Genomic DNA, 17041 nt, shown 5'->3' on the forward strand with positions numbered 1-17041 from the left:
ATCCGTGTCCTAGTCCCCGTTCGCGTCCGGGGGTCGGGGGGCCGCTTCGTTTGCCCGTAGGGGCCTGGTTTTCTAGAGTGTCACGACCTAGCTCAATGAGGGGGATGTGGACATGCGTTCATGGATTTTGAAGCTGCTGGCGTTGCTTATGGTTTTCGGCCTGGTGGCCGCGGCCTGCGGCAACGACGACGATGACGGTGTCGCAACCGCCCCAGACGAGCCAGCTCCCGCCGAGCCCGCCGACGACGGCGACGACGAGCCCGCGCCGGCCCCGGCTGACGATGGCGACGACGAGCCAGCTCCCGCCGAGCCCGCCGACGACGGCGATGACGACAGCGCCATATCGGCTCCTGTGGAAGAGGATGAAGACGTCGCCCCCGCCGTTCCAGCTGAAGAAGAGCTGGCTGGCGGCTGCGAGGCCACGGTTGCGGGCACCAAGATCAACTACGCGAACTTCTCGCCCAACGCCAATATGGATCCGACCGCCAGCAGCGGATCGCTGGTGGGCGGTACCGAGCTGGTGAACGTGTGGGACGTGCTGATGACATTCGATCCCGACGCCGGCCAGTACAACGGCCACGTGGCGGAGTCACTCACCTCCAATGACGATTTCACCGAGTGGACGTTGAAGATCCCCTCGGGCATCACCTACGGCAACGGCGACGAGTTCATCGCTCAAGACGTGATCGACAACATGCAGCGGTTCCTGGAGGGTCGGGGCAACGGCGTGACCAACACCATTGCCGGCTCGGTGCAGGCCATCGACTTCGAGTCCACCGAGGTGCCCGATGACAACACCATCATTTTCCGGCTCCACCAGCCGTGGTCCACGTTCTCGCTCGTGTTGGGCGACGAGGCTGGCATGGTCGTCAACCCGCGGGTGATTGCCCAACTGCTGGAAGAAGAGGCGGCCAACGCCACCGAGGAGACCAGTGCAGAGCGACTGGTCCGCAACCGGATGGCGGTTTCCCCCGATCTGGTCAACGCCGCCAGCTTCGGCCCCTATGAGGTGGTCGAGGTGGAGCCCAACGTGCGCACCCTGCTCAGGGCCCGCGACAACTACTGGGGTGGCCCGGTGTGTATCGAGGAGATCGAGTTCACCTTCCCGGGCAGCTCCACGGCCAACTGGGAGGCCTTCCAGGCCGGGGACTACAACGCCGCATTCCTGCGTGATCCCCGGGTGTTCGCCGACGCCCGCGAGGCCGGTGCTGCGCTGAATACCGAGCTCCAGAACGTGGGCGGTGTGTTCCTCATCAACAATGGTGTGCGAGGAGCCGAGAGGATCGGCCAGGACTTCCGGATTCGCCAGGCCATCCACCACGCCGTCGACCGGCAGCTCATCAACGAGCGGGCTTTCGAGGGCACTGGCATCGTGACCAACGCCTTGGCCCACGAGGGCACGCTGATGTGGTCGCAGGAGTTGCAGGACTGCGCCGACCAGGAACCGGCCTACGATCCCGACGCCGCCGCTGCGCTGGTGGAGGAAGTCAAGGCCGAAACCGGCTGGGACGGCTCCCTGTTCTTCGTCTACACCGACCAGGATCCAGCCCCGGCCATCGGCCAGGCCTTTGAAGGCATGCTGGAGCGGGTCGGCTTCGACGTGACCGCCGAGTATGGAGGCATCACCACCGTCCTCATACCCCGAGTGATCATCCAGGCCGACTACGAAGTGTCGGGCTGGGGCCACAACATGGACGGCGCAGTGTGGGTCTCGTCGCTGAACCAGAACTACCGCTCCGACAGCGCATCCAACCGAACCGGCTTCGGCAACCAGGCTATGGATGACGCGCTTACCGGACTGTACGGAGCAGGCACGCTTGAAGATCAGCGGGCTGCGCTAGCTGCGGTTCAGTGCGTCTGGGCGGAGCATCTGCCCACCATGATCTGGTCGGTGAACGAGGAGGGCTTGGCTCTCGCACCGGAGATCAAGGGCGTACAGCGCTCCATGACCACGCTGTTCCTGTTCGGCAACGCATACATGGAGAACTAAGCGAACTGAGTTCTTAGAGCTCTAGGGGAGGAAGAGCACCGTGCTGCGAGTGGTCGGCTTGAAGCTGATCCGGCTCGTGCCGGTGCTCTTCCTCGTTTCCCTGGCCACGTTCTTCCTGATCGACCTCATACCCGGTGATCCGGCTGCGGTTGCGCTGGGAACCGACGCCACCCTCGAGGACCTAGAAGCCATCCGCAAGTCGCTCGGTCTGGATAAGCCCATCACCGAGCGGTACGGCGACTGGCTGGGCGGGGCGCTGACCGGTGATCTGGGCGACTCGTTGCGTCCCCCCAACGAGCCGGTCTCCGACCTGCTTCAGCGAAGTGCTGGGCCCACGCTGCGCCTCTCCGCCATGGCGCTGGGAATGTCGTTCACCATCTCCATCTTCTTGGGAGTGTGGTCGGCCCACGCCGCGGGGAACCGGGCCGACCGGTTGGTGAGCGGCACCATGTTCACCTTCATCTCGGTCCCCACGTTTTTGGCCGCCTTGCTGTTCATCTTCTTCTTTGTTTTCCGGCAGTCGGTTCCCCGATATCTGTGGTTGATCATCGTTGGTTTGGTTGCGCTGCGGTTGGTTTACCTGGCCATCAGCCGATGGTTGGAGGAGCGCAGAGATTTCTCTGGATGGGCGGGGTATGTGGTCGCTGCCCTGGTGGTCAGCGGACTATTGCTCTGGGTCTTCATCCAATGGCCTGACTTTCCCCGAACGGCGTCTCACCGCTACGACGACAATTGGCGGGAGCAGCTCCGCTCGCTGTTTTTGCCCGCGCTCGCCTTGGCCTTGAGCGAGATCGCCGTGTTTACCCGGCTGCTGCGGGCCGACATGCTGTCCACCCTTCAAGAGCAGTTCGTGCTGTCGTCCCGGGCCAAGGGAATGCCCACATGGCGGATCTTGTTCCGCGACGCGCTCCGGCCGTCGTCGTTCTCCCTAATCACCATTGCCGGCATTACCCTCGGCCGGCTCATTGGCGGCACGGTGATCATCGAGAGCATTTTCGGACTGGAGGGGCTCGGCAAACTGATCGTTGCCTTCGGCGTGCTCCCCAAGAACTACACCGTGGTTCAAGGAGGCGTGCTGGTGTTGGCGGTGGGCTATGTGCTGCTGAACGCCATCATCGATATCTCCTATCAGTACCTCGATCCCAGAATCAGGCGGGGCCGTGTCTGAGGCGGCGTTTGGCACCATCGCCCAAGGCGAGCCAGAGATCCGGGGTCGGGTCTCGGTGCCCCGGCCAATCTGGCAGGCACCGCTCTTGCCCATCGGCATCGCATTGATCTTCTTGGGCACCATGGTGTTCAACGGCATGACCGCGGAGATAAGGGTGTTGCTGGTGCTGGCTGGCATCGCGGCCGGCTATCTCGGATTGGATGCGATTTGCCAAAGACGCTGGGGTGCGGCGTTCGATACCTCCGCATGGCTGTCCGGAGTCTGGTTGGTCATGATCGGACTTGGGGCCATAACTGTGCAGTGGTTGCCGCTGCCCGAATCCAAATTGGTGAAGAATTCGTTCGGTGAAGGACTGCGGCTCCGCCCTGATCTGTTCTCCCGGCACCCCTTGGGTACCAACAGCCAAGAACTCGACCTGCTGGGCGGGGTTATGTGGGGGGCCCGCACCTCGCTCATCATCAGCTTGGGGGCGGTGGCGATCGGGCTGTTGATCGGCGGGGTCATCGGCATCACCGCCGGCTACTTCCGGGGAACACTCGACAGCGGCGTGGGCATTCTGGCCGATTCCATGCTGGCTTTCCCCCCGCTGATCTTGCTGGTGGCTATGGCCACGGTGTTCGAGCAGAACCAGTGGACCATGGCGTTGGAGCTGTCTCTGTTGGGCATCCCCACCTACATCCGATTGTCCCGAGCCAACACGCTGACCTTTGCCCAACGGGAATTCGTGTTGGCGGCCAAAGCCATGGGCTCGGGGGACCGGCGCGTCATTTTCCGTGAGCTGTTGCCCAACGTGGCCTTGCCTCTTTTGTCTTACGCCTTTTTGGTGACCGCGGTGTTGATTGTGGCCGAGGCCTCGCTCAGCTTCCTGGGGGTGGGCATCCAGCCCCCGGAGCCCACCTGGGGCAACATGATCGAAGCGGGCCAGGAGAACTACCAGGACCATCCCCACCTGGTGTTCGTGCCCGGCATCGTGATGTTCATGACCGTGTTCGCCCTCAACCGAGTGGGCGACAAGGCCCGCGAGCGCTGGGACCCCCGCGAAGCCCAGATTTAGGCGGGTCTATCGGCTGATGGCGGCGCGGAAGCGCTCGATGTTGGCCAGCTTGATGTGTTCGTAGCCGCGAACCAGATCGGCGGCTTCGGCGATGGCCACCGCGTCGAGCAAGTCGTCGGGGGCGGCGGCACCGTCGACGGCATGGCGCAATGCGGCGAGGTACTCCTCGGGCAGTCGGCGCTCTTCTCGGCGGACGTGGGCCCGGCCGAAGGGATCGAAGGGGGTGCCGCGCAGGCGCTTGCCCTTGGCCAATAAGCTGAACATCGGTCGCCAGCGCCTCACCGAGAAGGCGATCTTGTCCTTGCGGCCCATGGCGCGCAGGGTGGGCGGGTGCAGCCGCCAGGCCAGCCGGTCGCCGGGCTCAGCAACCGCCATGGCCGGGGCATGGCCGTCGGGGTCGAGCATCAGGCGGGCCACTTCGTACTCGTCTTTGTAGGCCATGAGCTTGAACAGGCCGGCGGCCACTGCCGCGGTCAGGGCAGCCGAGCCGGGGTTCGCCCTTCGCTCAACGGCGGCGAATTCGGCGACCCCGTCCAGATAGCGGGCGGCCAGCGCTCGGTTCTGGAACCTCACTATCTCGGCGGCGAACAGTTCCAGGGCGGCGGCCAACACTGAGTCTCCTTCGGACAGTTCTTCGATGCGGCCGCTCAGCTTGGGGCCCAGCACGCTGGCGTGGTCGTTCTCCAGCGCCCGGGCGTCGTCGGGCACCGGTGCCGGTCGCCCCGCCGCGGTGGTTTCCACCATCTCCTGGTCGGCCACCCACCAGCGTCCCCAGCGGAACGCGGCGGTGTTCAGTTCCACTGCCACTCCGTTGAGTTCTATGGCGGTTTCCAGAGCCTCAGGCGTCACCGGCAAAAGCCCGGTCTGGGTGGCCATGCCCACCACGAACACGTTGGCCCCCACCGCGTCGCCCACCAGTGCTTGGGCCAGGTCGGATGCGCCCGCCCAGAATTGGGCGTCGGCCCGGGTCTCGACCCGCACCCGCTCCAGTAGCTCTTCGGCAGTGGGCATGTCGATCTCGGGGTGGGCCGTCTTGGCACCGGGCGGCACCACATCCAGCGATCCCACCACCGAGGTGCGGGCCGCGTCGGCCGCGTCGAGGCCGGTGGCCGACGCTGCTACCAGCAGGTCGAAGGCCAAGAGCAGGTCGGCTTGGCGGTCACCCAGCCGGTTGCTGCCCGAACGGCCGCTTCGGGTGATGCGCAGGTCGCTGACCACCGGGCCGGCCTTTTGCGACAGGCCGATTTGGTCGAGCCCCTGCACGTTGGACCCGTCGAGCATGGCTGCGGTGCCGATGAGCTGGCCGGTGGTCACCACTCCGGTTCCGCCGATGCCGGTGATGTGGATGTTCACGTCGGCATCGGCCGACTCCGGCGGAGAGGGAATGGGTGTGGGTGGAACCGCCAGCGGGTCGCGGTCGGGAGCCCGTCGGCGCTTGGCCCGCTTCGGCCGGGTAATGGTGATGAACGCCGGGCAGTCTCCCTCCAGGCACGACAAGTCGATGTTGCAGCTGTCCTGGTCGATGGTGGTCTTGCGGCCGAACGGGGTGTCGAAGGGTTGCACCGACAGGCAGTTGGAGACTTCGGCACAGTGGCCGCACCCCTCGCACACCCGGTGGTTGATGGCCACCCGAGTCTGGGGTTGGCTGATCTTGCCCCGTTTGCGGTCCCGGCGCAGCTCGGCGGCACAGCGCTGGTCGTGGATGAGCACGGTCACCCCGTCCACCTCGGCCAGCTCCCGCTGCACGTCGGCCAGCTCGGTGCGGTCTCTCACGTCCACCTCGGAGGGAAGTCCGAGGTGGCGGGTGCGGGCCGGATCGTCGGAGGTGATGATGATGCGGACCACGCCTTGGGCCAGAAGCGACCGGCACACCCGGTCGAGGGGGATGCCGCCGGTGGGATTCTGCCCCCCGGTCATGGCCACCGCCCCGTTCCACAGCAGCTTGTAGGTGATGTTCACCCCCGCGGCGATGGCCGCGGTCATGGCCAGCTGTCCGGAGTGGAAGAACGTGCCGTCGCCCATGTTCTGGATCAGATGGGGGGTGTCCACGAACGGGGCCATGCCGATCCACTGGGTGCCCTCGCTGCCCATGCAGGTGAGCCCGGCGATGTCGCCGTAGCGCTCCTCGCCCCCCAACAGGATCATGGTGTGGCAGCCGATGCCGGCGCCCACCGCGGTACCGGGGTCGGTGACCGTGCTGCGGTTGTGGGGGCAACCCGAGCAGAAGTACGGAGTGCGGTTCACCGCCAGGGGGATTCGCTCCCGCACCGGGGGCTCCGAGGTCAGTCGGTCGCCCAGACGGGCCAATCGGCTGCGCAGCGGGCCCACCAGGTCGTCGGCGTGCAGGGCGCCATGGCTCTTGATGAGGCGCCGGTCGAACTCGTCGAACTCGCCCACGACCCGGGGCCGGTGCGCAGTGTTGTACAGGGCATCTTTGGCCCTCGACTCCACGTTGGGGGTCTTCTCCTCGATGACGAAAACCTCTTCCAGCCCGGCGGCGAAGTCCCTGATGGTGGAAGCGTTGAACGGGATGGGCAGGCCCATGCGCAGCATCCGGATGCCGGCGCTGGAGATCGCTTCGTCGCTGTCCAAGCCGATCACCGCCAGCGCCTCCCGTACCTCCCAGTAGGTGATGCCCGAGGAAATGATGCCTATCCAGGCGTCGGGGGAGTCCACCACCACTCGGTTGAGATGGTTGAGCTCGGCGTACTTCAGAGCCAGGTTGGTGCGGACCTCCACGATCTCCCGCTCGATGTCGAGGGTGTAGGGGGTGAGCAGCCGGGGGTCGGGGCGATGCTGGTAGGGCGCGCCCTCATGCAAGGGGATCTGGGGGTTGACCCGGTCGGGATCGAGGCTCACGTTGGCCGAGCCGTCGGCCACGTTGGCCACGATCTTCAACGCCACCCACAGGCCGGTGGCCCGGCTCATGGCGATGGCGTGGCGGCCCAGCTCCAGCACGTCGGCGGGATCGCCGGGGTAGAGCACGGGGATGTGCAGGTCGGCCAGCACCCCCGCTGAAGTGGACGGAAGGGTGGACGACTTGGCCGCGGGATCGTCGCCGGCCAGCAGCACCACACCGCCTGAGGGATCGGTGCCGGCGAACATGGCGTGGCGGATGGCATCGGAGGCCCGGTCGACACCGGGAGCCTTGCCGTACCAGATGCCGATGACCCCGTCGTAGCGGGCGTCGGGCCTCGACCCGGCGAGCTGGCTGCCCATCACCGCAGTGGCGGCATACTCCTCGTTCACCGACGGCCGCAGCACCACATCGCTTTCCCCCGATTCCCTCACGGCCCGAGCCAGCGCGGAATCGAGCCCGCCCAGCGGCGAGCCGGGGTAGCCGGCGGCGAAAGCTGCGGTGTTGAGGCCTGCCGCCCGATCGGCTCGAAGTTGCTCCAATGGGAGGCGGGCCATGGCTTGAATGCCGGTGAGGAAGACCGTTCCGTAATCGTTGGTAAAGCGATCGGAGAGCCGGTAGCTGCGATTCGACTCGGTGGCCGTCATGTGGAAGTCAGTCTAGGAGCAAGAATGCAAGATTGTGTTGTGCAATTCGTCCATCAACCCGAAGATCAGACAGCAGGGCTGGCAGGGGCGAATGCCGGACGGGTGCCGATGATCTGGGCGGCCTCGAGGCGGGCCATCTCTTCCTCGTCCACCCCGAGCAGGCCGCCCAGCACCTCGGCATTGTGCTCGCCGAGGGTGGGGGCCGGGCGGGCAAACCAGCGATCGGGTTGATGGCCGAATCGCACCGGGAAGGCCGGGAAGCGATGAGTGCCGGCCAGGGGATGTTCAACTGCTTCGTAGAAGCCGCGGGCGTTCACCTGGGGATTGCGATCGCCCCCTCGGCTGATCTCCAGCTCGGCGGCGGGAACACCGCAGGAGTTGAGCCTCTCCACCACCTCAGCGGCCGGCAAACCCCCGCACCATGGCTCGATCAGTTCGTCGAATCGGTGGCGGGCGGCGTAGCGGTCGGCCAGAGCCTCTGAGTCCGGCACCTGGTCCAACCCCAGCTCGGGCGCGGCTGCCAGCAGCCCCTGCCAGTGTTGGTCGGTTTCCACTGACAAGGCGATGTGCTGACCATCAGAGCAGGCGTAAACCCCTTGGGGACAGGCATACGGGTGGTGGTTGGCATCCCGCTCCATGAGATGGCCGGTAGCCGAATGCTCCACAACCTGCTCGGCTGCCGCATTGAGCGCGGTCTCAACCATGGTGGCCTCCACGAAGCTGCCCTTGCCGGTGCGCTCCCGGGCGTGCAGGCCGCAGATCACCGCGTAGGCCGCGTGCAATCCGGCCAATGGATCGGAAGGGCCTCGGGCCAACTGCGGCGCGGTGTCGGGGTAGCCGCTCAGCCAGCACATGCCGCTGACCTGCTCCATGGTTTGGGCGAAGCCCACCCGATCTCGCCACGGCCCGTCCAAACCGAAGGCCGGCATCCGGACCATCACCAGCCGGGGGTTCAGTTTGCTGACCGTGTCCCAGTCCAGTCCGAACTGGTCGATGACCCGAGGGGAGAAGTTCTCCACCAAAGCGTCGGACACCTCGATTAGTCGGCGCAACAGCGCCATGCCCTCCGGCCGGGTCAAGTCCAAGGTCACCGATCGCTTGCCCACGTTGGCATGCTGAAACGTCGGGCCGAACTCCCACCACTGGTCGTCGGCTGGGGTGCGGGCTGAACCGAATCTCATGCCGTCGGGCCGCTGCACCGACTCGATATGGATGACATCGGCCCCCAGAGAGGCCAATACCAGAGTTCCGTAGGGGCCGGCCCAAAAGGCGGTCATGTCCACCACGCGGACGCCGTCCAGGGGAAGGGCATGGGCTGAGGCCGACGGATCTGAGCCTGCCGGTGGGGTAGCGGCCGCGGGGCTGCCGCCCCGCACCATCTCGCCCACCACCTCGTCGGTGTGCTGTCCCAGGCGGGGGGCGGGCCGAAAGGCAACCGACGGATGGGTGTTGTTGCGGTAGGGCACCCGGGGTTGGACGAAGCCACCGCCGGGGTTGGGCACGTACACCCCCCGCTGGGCGAACTGGTCGAACTCGGGCAGGTTGGCGCCGTTGCCGATCGGAGCGACCGGGATGCGCAGCAAGATGGCCTCGTGCACCACTTCTTCGGTGGTGCGAGAGGAGGTCCACTCCCTGATGGCCCCGGCTATGGAATCCCCGGCGGCGATGCGTCCGCCCATGGTGGCTAGCTGGGGATCGTCGGCCCACTCCGGGTGGCCGACCAGCACGGTGAAGTCCTGCCACTGCTGGCCGGTGAACACGCAGAACCCCACGTAGCCATCACGGGTGGGTTCCACTGAAGGCACCTCCAGCAGGGCTTTGGTGTCGTAGTCGCCGGTGAACGAACCCCACAGGGTCTGCACGTTGGTGCAGGTAGGGGTGATGGTCTCCAGCAGGGAGAGGTCCACGTGGTCGCCCTGTCCGGTGCGGCGGGCCCGGCGCAGCGCAGCGGTGGCCGCCACTGCCGCGGACAACCCACCCATCCACTCGCCGATGCGCCCGCCGGCGTTGAACGGGGTCCTCCCCGGTTGGCCCCGGGTGGCGGTCGATCCGGCGATGGCCATGAGCGTGAATTCGTTGGCCGGACGCTGGCTCCACGGTCCACCCCGCCCGAAATTGGACACCGACACCATGGTGGCGTCGGGCCGCCGCCCGGCCAGTACCTCCCAGCCCAAACCCATGGCCTCGAGTTCGCCGGGCTCGGACCGCTCAACAACCAATTCGGCGGTGGCGTACAGGTCCAGCAGCCTGCCGCGCCCCTCTGGTGTCCGGTAGTCCAGCGCCACGGATCTCTTGGTGGTGTTCAAGAACCCGAACAGCGGACCGTGGTCGTCGATGGGGGCGAAGGAAGCCGAATAACTCCGCAGCGGGTCGCCGTCGGGTAGCTCTACTTTCACCACATCGGCCCCCGCGTCGGCCAGCAGTTTCGTGGCATAGCCCCCGGCGATGCCCCAGCCCAGATCGACTACCCGAACCCCGTCCAACGCTGGCCGCCCAACCATGAGTTTGTGACACTAGCGGGCTACCGTCGTTGGCGATGGGTGACAAGAAAACCAGCGTGGTGGACCAGCCTCGGATTGAGGCCGCGGTTCGGGAGTTACTGGCCGCCATCGGCGAGGACCCGAACCGAGACGGCTTGTTGGAAACCCCCGCGCGGGTGGCCCGCATGTACGCCAAGATCTGCGGGGGACTGCACGAAGACCCCGCATCCCACCTGACCCGCCAGTTCGAAGCCGACCACGACGAGATGATCCTGGTGCGCGACATCCCGCTGTACTCGCTGTGCGAGCACCACCTGATCCCGTTTTTGGGCAAAGCCCATGTGGGCTACATCCCCAACGAAGATGGGTGCATCACCGGGCTGTCGAAGCTGGCCCGGGTGGTGGATGGGTATTCCCGGATGCCCCAGGTGCAGGAGCGGCTCACCACTCAGATTGCCGACGCCATAGAAGGCGCCCTCAACCCCCGGGGCGTGTTGGTGGTGGTGGAGGCCGAGCACCTGTGCATGTCGATGCGGGGCATCCGCAAGCCAGGGGCCAACACGGTCACCTCGGCGGTGAGAGGCCTGTTCCGGACCGACATCGCCACCCGAGCCGAGGCCATGAGGTTCATCGACCGCTGAAAACCGTCCAGTGGGCCACTCGCATAGGGCAGCCCCAAAACGCAGGGGTACTCTGAGGCTGTGGAGTCATCGGCAATGGTCATGGGCATTCTGAACGTGACCCCCGACTCGTTTTCCGACGGCGAGCGGTTCTTGTCGCCCGAGGCAGCCGTGGACCGTGGTCGCCAGTTGTTCGAGGAGGGCGCCGCAGTGGTGGACGTGGGCGGCGAGTCCACCCGCCCGGGTGCTGAACCAGTGTCCGTTGACGAAGAGCTGGCTCGGGTAGTGGATGTGGTGGCCGGTTTGGCCCCGCACGGCCGAGTCTCCATTGACACCACCAAGCCCGAGGTGGCCCGAGCGGCGGTGGCCGCGGGGGCCGACATCCTCAACGACGTCTCGGCCTCCCTGCACGAAGTTGCTGCTGAGCTGAACGTGACCTGGATTGCCGTCCATCGCCAGGGCACCCCGGCCACCATGCAGGTCGCCCCTCAGTACGCCGACGTGGTTGCCGATGTGGCTGGTTTCTTGGCTGAGGCCGTTGAACGGGGACGAGCCGCGGGAGTTCCCGAGGTATGGGTCGATCCGGGAATCGGCTTCGGCAAGACCACCGACCACAATTTGAAGCTGCTGGCCAACTTGCGGCAGTTAGCCACGCAGGGAGCACCGCTCGTGCTCGGCGCCAGCCGCAAGCGCTTCATCGGGGAGCTGCACGCTATAAGCGATGGCAGTGATCTGGCGGAGGTGTCGACCGGTGACCGGCTGGAGGGGTCGCTGGCCGCCGCAGCCTGGGCATATGCCCAGGGGGCAACGGTTGTTCGGGCCCACGACGTGGCCGCCACAGTTTGCGCTATGAAGGTGGTGGCGGCGTGAAGGGCAAGTGGGCGGCCGGTATCTGTCCTCGGAACTTCTATTGGATCATGAAGGATCGCCTGGCGATTTGCGAGCGCCCGGGGGGTCGGGGGGATAGCCACCGCCGGGTTCGGCGCACCGAGGAGATCAACTGGATCCGCCAGCAGGGCTTCACTCGGGTTGTGTCGTTGATCCCGTCTACTCACAACCTCCACAACTACAGCGAGCAGAACATCGCTTGGAGCCACTGGCCCATCGCCGACAACGAGGACTACCGGACGCGGCTCGAACCGCTCTTCGCCGAGTTGCACTCTCTTTTGGCCAGCGGGGAGAAGCTGCTGGTCCACCGCCGTGCTCTGGGTGACGTGGTGTGCGGGTTCATGGCCGGATACCTGCTGTGGACCGGGATGGTTCCCAGCGAATCACAGGCGGTGGTAGTGGTGGAGAAGATGACCGAACGCCCCGTCGGCTCGGTGGGCCGCCGCATCGTCAACGCGGCCGCCGCCCTCCCCGAGCCGGAAGCGCACCTGTCTGCCGTTGTTGAGGACGAAGAGGAATCCAACGGCGATGACTGAAGATTGCCTGCAACTTCGCGGCCTGCGGGTGATGGCCCTGTGCGGTGCGCTTCCCGAAGAGAGAGTCCGGGCTCAGCCGTTCGAGTTGGATGTGGACATCGGTGCGGATCTGGCGCCGTCAGGTGAAACCGACGACTTGGGCGACACCATTGATTACGGCGAGGTGTGCGCGGCGGTGTGTGCGGCGGCCGAGGGCGGGCAGTTCACCCTCATGGAGGCCATGGCCCAGAGGGTGGCCGAGGTCTGTCTAGAGGCTGACCGACGGGTGCTTTGGGTCACCGTCGAGGTCCGAAAGCTGCGGCCCCCGGTGCCCCAGCACTTGTCCACTAGCGGGGTCCGCATCACCCGCGACCGCCAATGACCAGGGCTTTTCTCGGCCTAGGATCGAACTTGGGGGATCGGTTGGGCTATCTCAAAGCCGCAGTGGCCTCCATTGGCGACTGCGTCGCCGTTTCCGGGGTATACGAGACCGATCCGGTGGGCGGTCCCGACCAGGGCCGGTATCTGAATGTGGTGGCCGAACTGGACACTCATCGCTCGGCTCGGGGCCTCCTGGAGCTGTGCCGGGCGCTGGAGGCGTCGGCTGAGCGAGTGAGGGACGTGCGTTGGGGTCCCCGGACGCTGGACGTCGATGTTCTATGGGTCGACGGGGAAACCGTGGACGAGCCCGATCTGGTGGTGCCCCATCCCCGGATGTTCGAGCGGGCATTCGTGATGGTGCCCTTGGCAGAGTTGGCTCCCGATCTGGCCGAGGGGTGGACTGATCCCGCCGATGGCGATTGCCGCAGACTGGGCGATTGGGATGAGCTTGAGTCCTCAACGAGCGAGGGCATTTCGTGAGCGCCGTCACCCAGATCCCCATGGTTGAACGGGTGTCAGAGCTGCGGGCCGCATTGGATGCCGCCCGCCGAGATGGCGGCTCAGTCGGCCTCGTGCCCACCATGGGCTATCTCCACGAGGGCCACCAATCGCTGGTGACCCGCTCGGCGAGCGAGAACGACCTGACCGTGGTGAGCATCTTCGTCAACCCGCTTCAGTTCGCCGAGGGAGAGGACTACGGCACCTATCCCCGGGACTTGGACCGGGACCGGGAAATGTGCGCGGCCGCGGGGGCCGGGTTGATCTTCGCTCCCCCCACTGAGGAGATGTACCCCCAGACTCCGGTCACCGCAGTGACGGTCAAGGGGCTCAACGCCTTGCTCGAGGGCCGGTTCCGACCTACCCACTTCGATGGCGTCACCACCGTGGTGGCCAAGCTGTTCGCGTTGTTCGGGCCGGGGCGGGCCTATTTCGGGGAGAAGGACTACCAGCAACTGGCGATAATCCGTCGAATGACCGCCGATTTGTCCTTTCCGGTGGAGGTGGTGGGCTGCCCTACCTTCCGGGAGCCCGACGGTCTGGCGATGTCCAGTCGGAACGTCTACCTGGAGCCCGATGAGAGGCCAGCAGCCACCGTGTTGTGGCGGTCGCTCCAAGCCGGGCGGGAAGCGGTGGTGCAGGGCAGCCGCGACCCTGACGAGGTGGAGGCCGTCATGGCCGCGGTGCTAGCCGCCGAGCCCAAGGCGTCTCCCGACTACGCCACAGTGGTCGATGCCGCCACTCTGGATCGGCCCGATGTGCTGGACGGCGAACTGCGTCTGCTGGTGGCCGCCCACCTCGGCCGAGCCCGTCTCATCGACAACGTCGGAGTCGACTGTGACCGACTTTGACCCTCCGATGAAGGCGGTGCAGGCCGCGGTCAAGCTGGCTTTGGCCGAGGATGTGGGGCCACAGGGCGATCTCACCTCGTCTCTCATCCCCCCCGGAGAAATCGCCGCGGAGATAACCGCTCGAGATGCTGGTCGCCTTGCGGGGCGAGCCTGCGCCACCGAGGTATTCCGGCAGGTGGATCCCTCGGTGACGGTGGAGTGGCAAGCCACCGACAGCGACCCGGTGGCCCCTGATCAGACGCTGGCCGTGGTCGCCGGGCCCCGGGCCTCCGTTCTGACCGCGGAGCGCACGGCATTGAACTTCTTGAGCCACCTGTCGGGTATCGCCACCGAAGTATCCCGGTACGTTGCGTCCGCGGCGTCGGTCGATGGGGGCCGCGCCCGCATCCGGGACACCCGCAAGACCACGCCCGGTCTGCGGGTGCTGGAGAAGGCCGCGGTTCGCGCCGGCGGGGGCGACAACCATCGGATGGGGCTGTCGGAATGGGTCATGTTCAAAGACAACCACCTGGCGGGGATGTCCATTGCCGACGGGGTGGCGGCCGCCCGCAGGAGCTGGCCGGATCGCATCGTCTACGTGGAGTGCGACCGCATCGAACAGGTTGATGAGGCCTTGGCTGCGGGGGCCGATGCCCTGCTGCTGGACAATATGATCCCCGAGGAAGTGCGAGCCTGCGTGGCCCAGGCTGCCGGCCACGGCGCCCTCCTAGAGGTGAGCGGCGGTATCACCCTGGAGACGGTGGCTGAGTACGCAGCCACCGGCGTGGACTTCATCTCGGTGGGCCGCATCACCAACTCGGCTCCGGTGCTTGACATCGGGCTCGATGTTGGCAATGTTCCGGTTAGCGCAGAAGAGGAGTAGACAGGGGTTCCTATGCTGTTGGCCCTCGACATCGGCAATACCCAGACCGTGGTCGGCCTGTACGAGGCCGACCGGGCCGAGGACTGCCGGGCCGAAGATGGGCTGATCGAGAATTGGCGGCTGTCCACCGTTCACGAGCGCACCCCTGACGAGGTGGCCGTTTTGCTGCGGAGTCTGCTGGACAGCGTCGACGTGGTCATGGAGGACGATCTGACCGGGGTGGCGGTGTGCTCCGGGGTGCCCCAGATCCGCGAGAGCGTGCGGATGATGGTGCAGCGTTACTTCGAGTTCGAGCCGGTGGTGATCGAACCGGGCACCCGCAGCGGTATCCCCATCCTGTACGACAACCCCCGCGAGGTGGGCGCCGACCGCATCGCCAACGCGGTGGCCACCCACCACCTCTACGGCGGTCCCGCAGTGATCGTCGATTTCGGGACCACCAACAACTTCGACGTGGTCTCCGAGGCCGGCGAGTTTATGGGCGGGGCCATCGCACCGGGCATTGAGGTCAGCCTGGAAGCGATGGTGGGCCGAGCGGCTGCTTTGGGCCCGGTGGCCCTCACCGAGCCCCGCAGCGTGATCGGCAAGACCACCATGGAGTCGATCCAATCGGGCGTCATCTACGGGTTCGTTGCCCAGATCGACGGCATGGTGACCCGCTTCGCCAAGGAACTGGACGGCGAGGCGATCGTGATCGCCACCGGTGGGCTGGCCCACCTCATCGCCCCGTTGTCGGACACCATCCAATACGTCGAGCCTTACCTGACCCTCCACGGCCTGTGGCTGGTCCACGGCCGCAACCAGTAGGCCGGCTGGTGAGCGTTCCCTACCGGTTCGAGACCACCGCAACCGCCGCTGAGTGCCACCAACGCCACGGCGATATCGAGGCCGGCACCGAGACCGGCCAGACGGTGGCGGTGGCTGGGCGGATCATGCTGCGGCGAGTGCAGGGCAAACTGGCGTTCGCCACGCTTCAAGACGCCACCGGCCGCATCCAGCTGTTCGCCCCGGCCAAGGTCACCCCCGACTACGACGGGTTCTGTGACCTGTCTCTGGGGGACTGGGTTGGGGTAAGCGGCGAGGTGATGAAGACCCGGAAGGGGGAGCTGTCGGTAAAGGTGGAGCAGTGGGTGCTGCTGGCCGAGGCCCAGCGGAGCTTTCCCGACAAGTGGCACGGGCTGACTGACCCCGACATCCGATTCCGCCAGCGCTATGTGGATCTGTGGGTGACCGAGGAGGCCCGCCAGACCTTCCGGCTGCGCTCGGAGATGATGTCGCTCACCCGCCGCTGGCTGGAGGATCGGGACTTCATCGAGGTGGAGACGCCGGTGTTCCACCCGGTGCCCGGCGGCGCGCTGGCCCGGCCGTTCAGCACCCACCACAACGCACTGGATATGGACCTCTTCTTGAGGATCGCGCCGGAGCTGTACCTGAAGCGGCTGGTGGTGGGGGGTCTGGAACGGGTGTATGAGATCGCCCGAGTGTTCCGCAATGAGGGAATCTCCACCCGTCACAATCCCGAGTTCACGATGCTCGAGCTGTACTGGGCCTATGCCGACTACGGCGACATCATGGAGCTGGTCGAGGAACTCGTGGCCCATTTGGCGCTGGAACTGAAGGGCACCACCCAAATCAGCTACGGCGGTCGGGACTTGGACTTGACCCCGCCGTGGCCCCGGGCCCGGTTTGTCGACCTGCTAGCTGAGCACAGCGGTCTGGAGGTGGACCTCGGCACCCCGCTGGCCGAATTGCGATCCCACTGTGCCGACCGGGAGATACCGGTGGAAGACCGCTGGGGGCCGGGCAAGCTCCTCTTGGAGCTCTATGAGAAGACCACCGAGGCCGAGTTATGGGGCCCGGTGTTCGTGTGCGACTACCCCAAAGAGGTTTCGCCGCTGGCCCGGGAGCATCGGGACCACCCCGGCTGGGTGGAGCGCTTCGAGGCCATCGTGGCCGGCCGGGAGCTGGCCAACGCCTTCAGCGAGCTCACCGATCCCAGCGAGCAGCGGGCCCGCTTTGAAGACCAAGCAGCCGACCGGGACGCGGGAGACGCCGAAGCCATGGCCGTGGACCGGGACTACCTGCGAGCCCTAGAGTTCGGCCTCCCCCCCACCGGCGGATTGGGAGTAGGAATGGACCGCCTAGCCATGCTCCTAGCCGACGCCCCCAGCATCCGCGACGTGATCCTCTTCCCCACCCTCCGCCCCGAGCCTCCGGAGCGTTCCTAGGG

The 17041-nt window shown here is 66.2% G+C and carries 14 protein-coding genes; 12 read left to right on the forward strand and 2 right to left on the reverse strand.

All coding sequences use genetic code 11. The annotated features are described in order from the left end of the window. Positions 1-112 precede the first annotated feature (112 nt). The 3 genes from ACOGJC_RS12605 to ACOGJC_RS12615 are packed head-to-tail and all read left to right on the forward strand — an operon-like array spanning position 113 to position 4212. Positions 113-1990 carry an ABC transporter substrate-binding protein gene (locus ACOGJC_RS12605; protein ID WP_419845348.1) on the forward strand — a complete coding sequence of 626 codons (1878 nt, stop codon included), beginning with the start codon at positions 113-115 and terminating at the stop codon, positions 1988-1990. Between the two features lie 40 nt (positions 1991-2030). After that, entirely contained in the window at positions 2031-3158 is a 1128-nt protein-coding gene (locus ACOGJC_RS12610; RefSeq protein WP_419845349.1) for an ABC transporter permease, read from the forward strand. After that, positions 3151-4212, forward strand: coding sequence for an ABC transporter permease (locus ACOGJC_RS12615; RefSeq protein ID WP_419845350.1), 1062 nt, complete (start codon positions 3151-3153; stop codon positions 4210-4212). Before ACOGJC_RS12610 ends, ACOGJC_RS12615 begins: the two co-directional genes overlap by 8 nt. 6 nt (positions 4213-4218) lie before the next feature. Here the strand turns inward: ACOGJC_RS12615 and ACOGJC_RS12620 are convergent, their stop codons facing one another. Together ACOGJC_RS12620 and ACOGJC_RS12625 are read right to left on the reverse strand one after the other, a co-directional pair. Further along, positions 4219-7716, reverse strand: a complete 3498-nt coding sequence (locus ACOGJC_RS12620; RefSeq protein WP_419845351.1) for an indolepyruvate ferredoxin oxidoreductase family protein — start codon at positions 7714-7716, stop codon at positions 4219-4221. Positions 7717-7781: 65 nt separating this feature from the next. Then, positions 7782-10217 (reverse strand): CaiB/BaiF CoA transferase family protein, encoded by a 2436-nt coding sequence (locus ACOGJC_RS12625; protein ID WP_419845352.1) that lies wholly within the window; start codon positions 10215-10217, stop codon positions 7782-7784. A 35-nt stretch (positions 10218-10252) separates the two neighbouring features. Between ACOGJC_RS12625 and folE the strand changes: the two genes are divergently transcribed. The 9 genes from folE to lysS are packed head-to-tail and all read left to right on the forward strand — an operon-like array spanning position 10253 to position 17039. After that, a complete protein-coding gene (gene folE / locus ACOGJC_RS12630) occupies positions 10253-10837 on the forward strand; it encodes a GTP cyclohydrolase I FolE (protein ID WP_419845353.1) in 585 nt (194 codons plus the stop codon). A gap of 60 nt (positions 10838-10897) precedes the next feature. Then, on the forward strand, positions 10898-11686 hold the full coding sequence (gene folP / locus ACOGJC_RS12635; protein ID WP_419845354.1) for a dihydropteroate synthase: 789 nt from the start codon (positions 10898-10900) through the stop codon (positions 11684-11686). Next, a complete protein-coding gene (locus ACOGJC_RS12640; RefSeq protein WP_419845355.1) occupies positions 11683-12240 on the forward strand; it encodes a hypothetical protein in 558 nt (185 codons plus the stop codon). The genes folP and ACOGJC_RS12640 overlap by 4 nt, the downstream gene beginning before the upstream one ends. Beyond that, entirely contained in the window at positions 12233-12601 is a 369-nt protein-coding gene (gene folB, locus ACOGJC_RS12645) for a dihydroneopterin aldolase (protein ID WP_419845356.1), read from the forward strand. The genes ACOGJC_RS12640 and folB overlap by 8 nt, the downstream gene beginning before the upstream one ends. Further along, entirely contained in the window at positions 12598-13080 is a 483-nt protein-coding gene (gene folK, locus ACOGJC_RS12650; protein WP_419845357.1) for a 2-amino-4-hydroxy-6-hydroxymethyldihydropteridine diphosphokinase, read from the forward strand. Before folB ends, folK begins: the two co-directional genes overlap by 4 nt. Then, positions 13077-13949, forward strand: a complete 873-nt coding sequence (panC, locus tag ACOGJC_RS12655) for a pantoate--beta-alanine ligase (protein WP_419845358.1) — start codon at positions 13077-13079, stop codon at positions 13947-13949. Before folK ends, panC begins: the two co-directional genes overlap by 4 nt. Continuing rightward, on the forward strand, positions 13936-14811 hold the full coding sequence (gene nadC / locus ACOGJC_RS12660) for a carboxylating nicotinate-nucleotide diphosphorylase (RefSeq protein WP_419845359.1): 876 nt from the start codon (positions 13936-13938) through the stop codon (positions 14809-14811). Before panC ends, nadC begins: the two co-directional genes overlap by 14 nt. Before the next feature lie 12 nt (positions 14812-14823). Then, entirely contained in the window at positions 14824-15618 is a 795-nt protein-coding gene (locus tag ACOGJC_RS12665) for a type III pantothenate kinase (RefSeq protein WP_419845360.1), read from the forward strand. After that, positions 15558-17039 carry a lysine--tRNA ligase gene (gene lysS, locus ACOGJC_RS12670; protein WP_419848236.1) on the forward strand — a complete coding sequence of 494 codons (1482 nt, stop codon included), beginning with the start codon at positions 15558-15560 and terminating at the stop codon, positions 17037-17039. Before ACOGJC_RS12665 ends, lysS begins: the two co-directional genes overlap by 61 nt. Positions 17040-17041 lie beyond the last annotated feature (2 nt).

The sequence above is a fragment of the Candidatus Poriferisocius sp. genome (assembly GCF_965204015.1).
Lineage (GTDB): Bacteria > Actinomycetota > Acidimicrobiia > Acidimicrobiales > Bin134 > Poriferisocius.

Bases quoted from the DNA above. Each gene is read 5' to 3' on its own strand.
- ACOGJC_RS12605 (WP_419845348.1), top strand. From the start codon at position 113: ATGCGTTCATGGATTTTGAAGCTGCTGGCGTTGCTTATGGTTTTCGGC.
- folB (WP_419845356.1), top strand. From the start codon at position 12,233: ATGACTGAAGATTGCCTGCAACTTCGCGGCCTGCGGGTGATGGCCCTG.
- ACOGJC_RS12620 (WP_419845351.1), bottom strand. From the start codon at position 7,716: ATGACGGCCACCGAGTCGAATCGCAGCTACCGGCTCTCCGATCGCTTT.
- folK (WP_419845357.1), top strand. From the start codon at position 12,598: ATGACCAGGGCTTTTCTCGGCCTAGGATCGAACTTGGGGGATCGGTTG.
- folE (WP_419845353.1), top strand. From the start codon at position 10,253: ATGGGTGACAAGAAAACCAGCGTGGTGGACCAGCCTCGGATTGAGGCC.
- ACOGJC_RS12665 (WP_419845360.1), top strand. From the start codon at position 14,824: ATGCTGTTGGCCCTCGACATCGGCAATACCCAGACCGTGGTCGGCCTG.
- ACOGJC_RS12625 (WP_419845352.1), bottom strand. From the start codon at position 10,217: ATGGTTGGGCGGCCAGCGTTGGACGGGGTTCGGGTAGTCGATCTGGGC.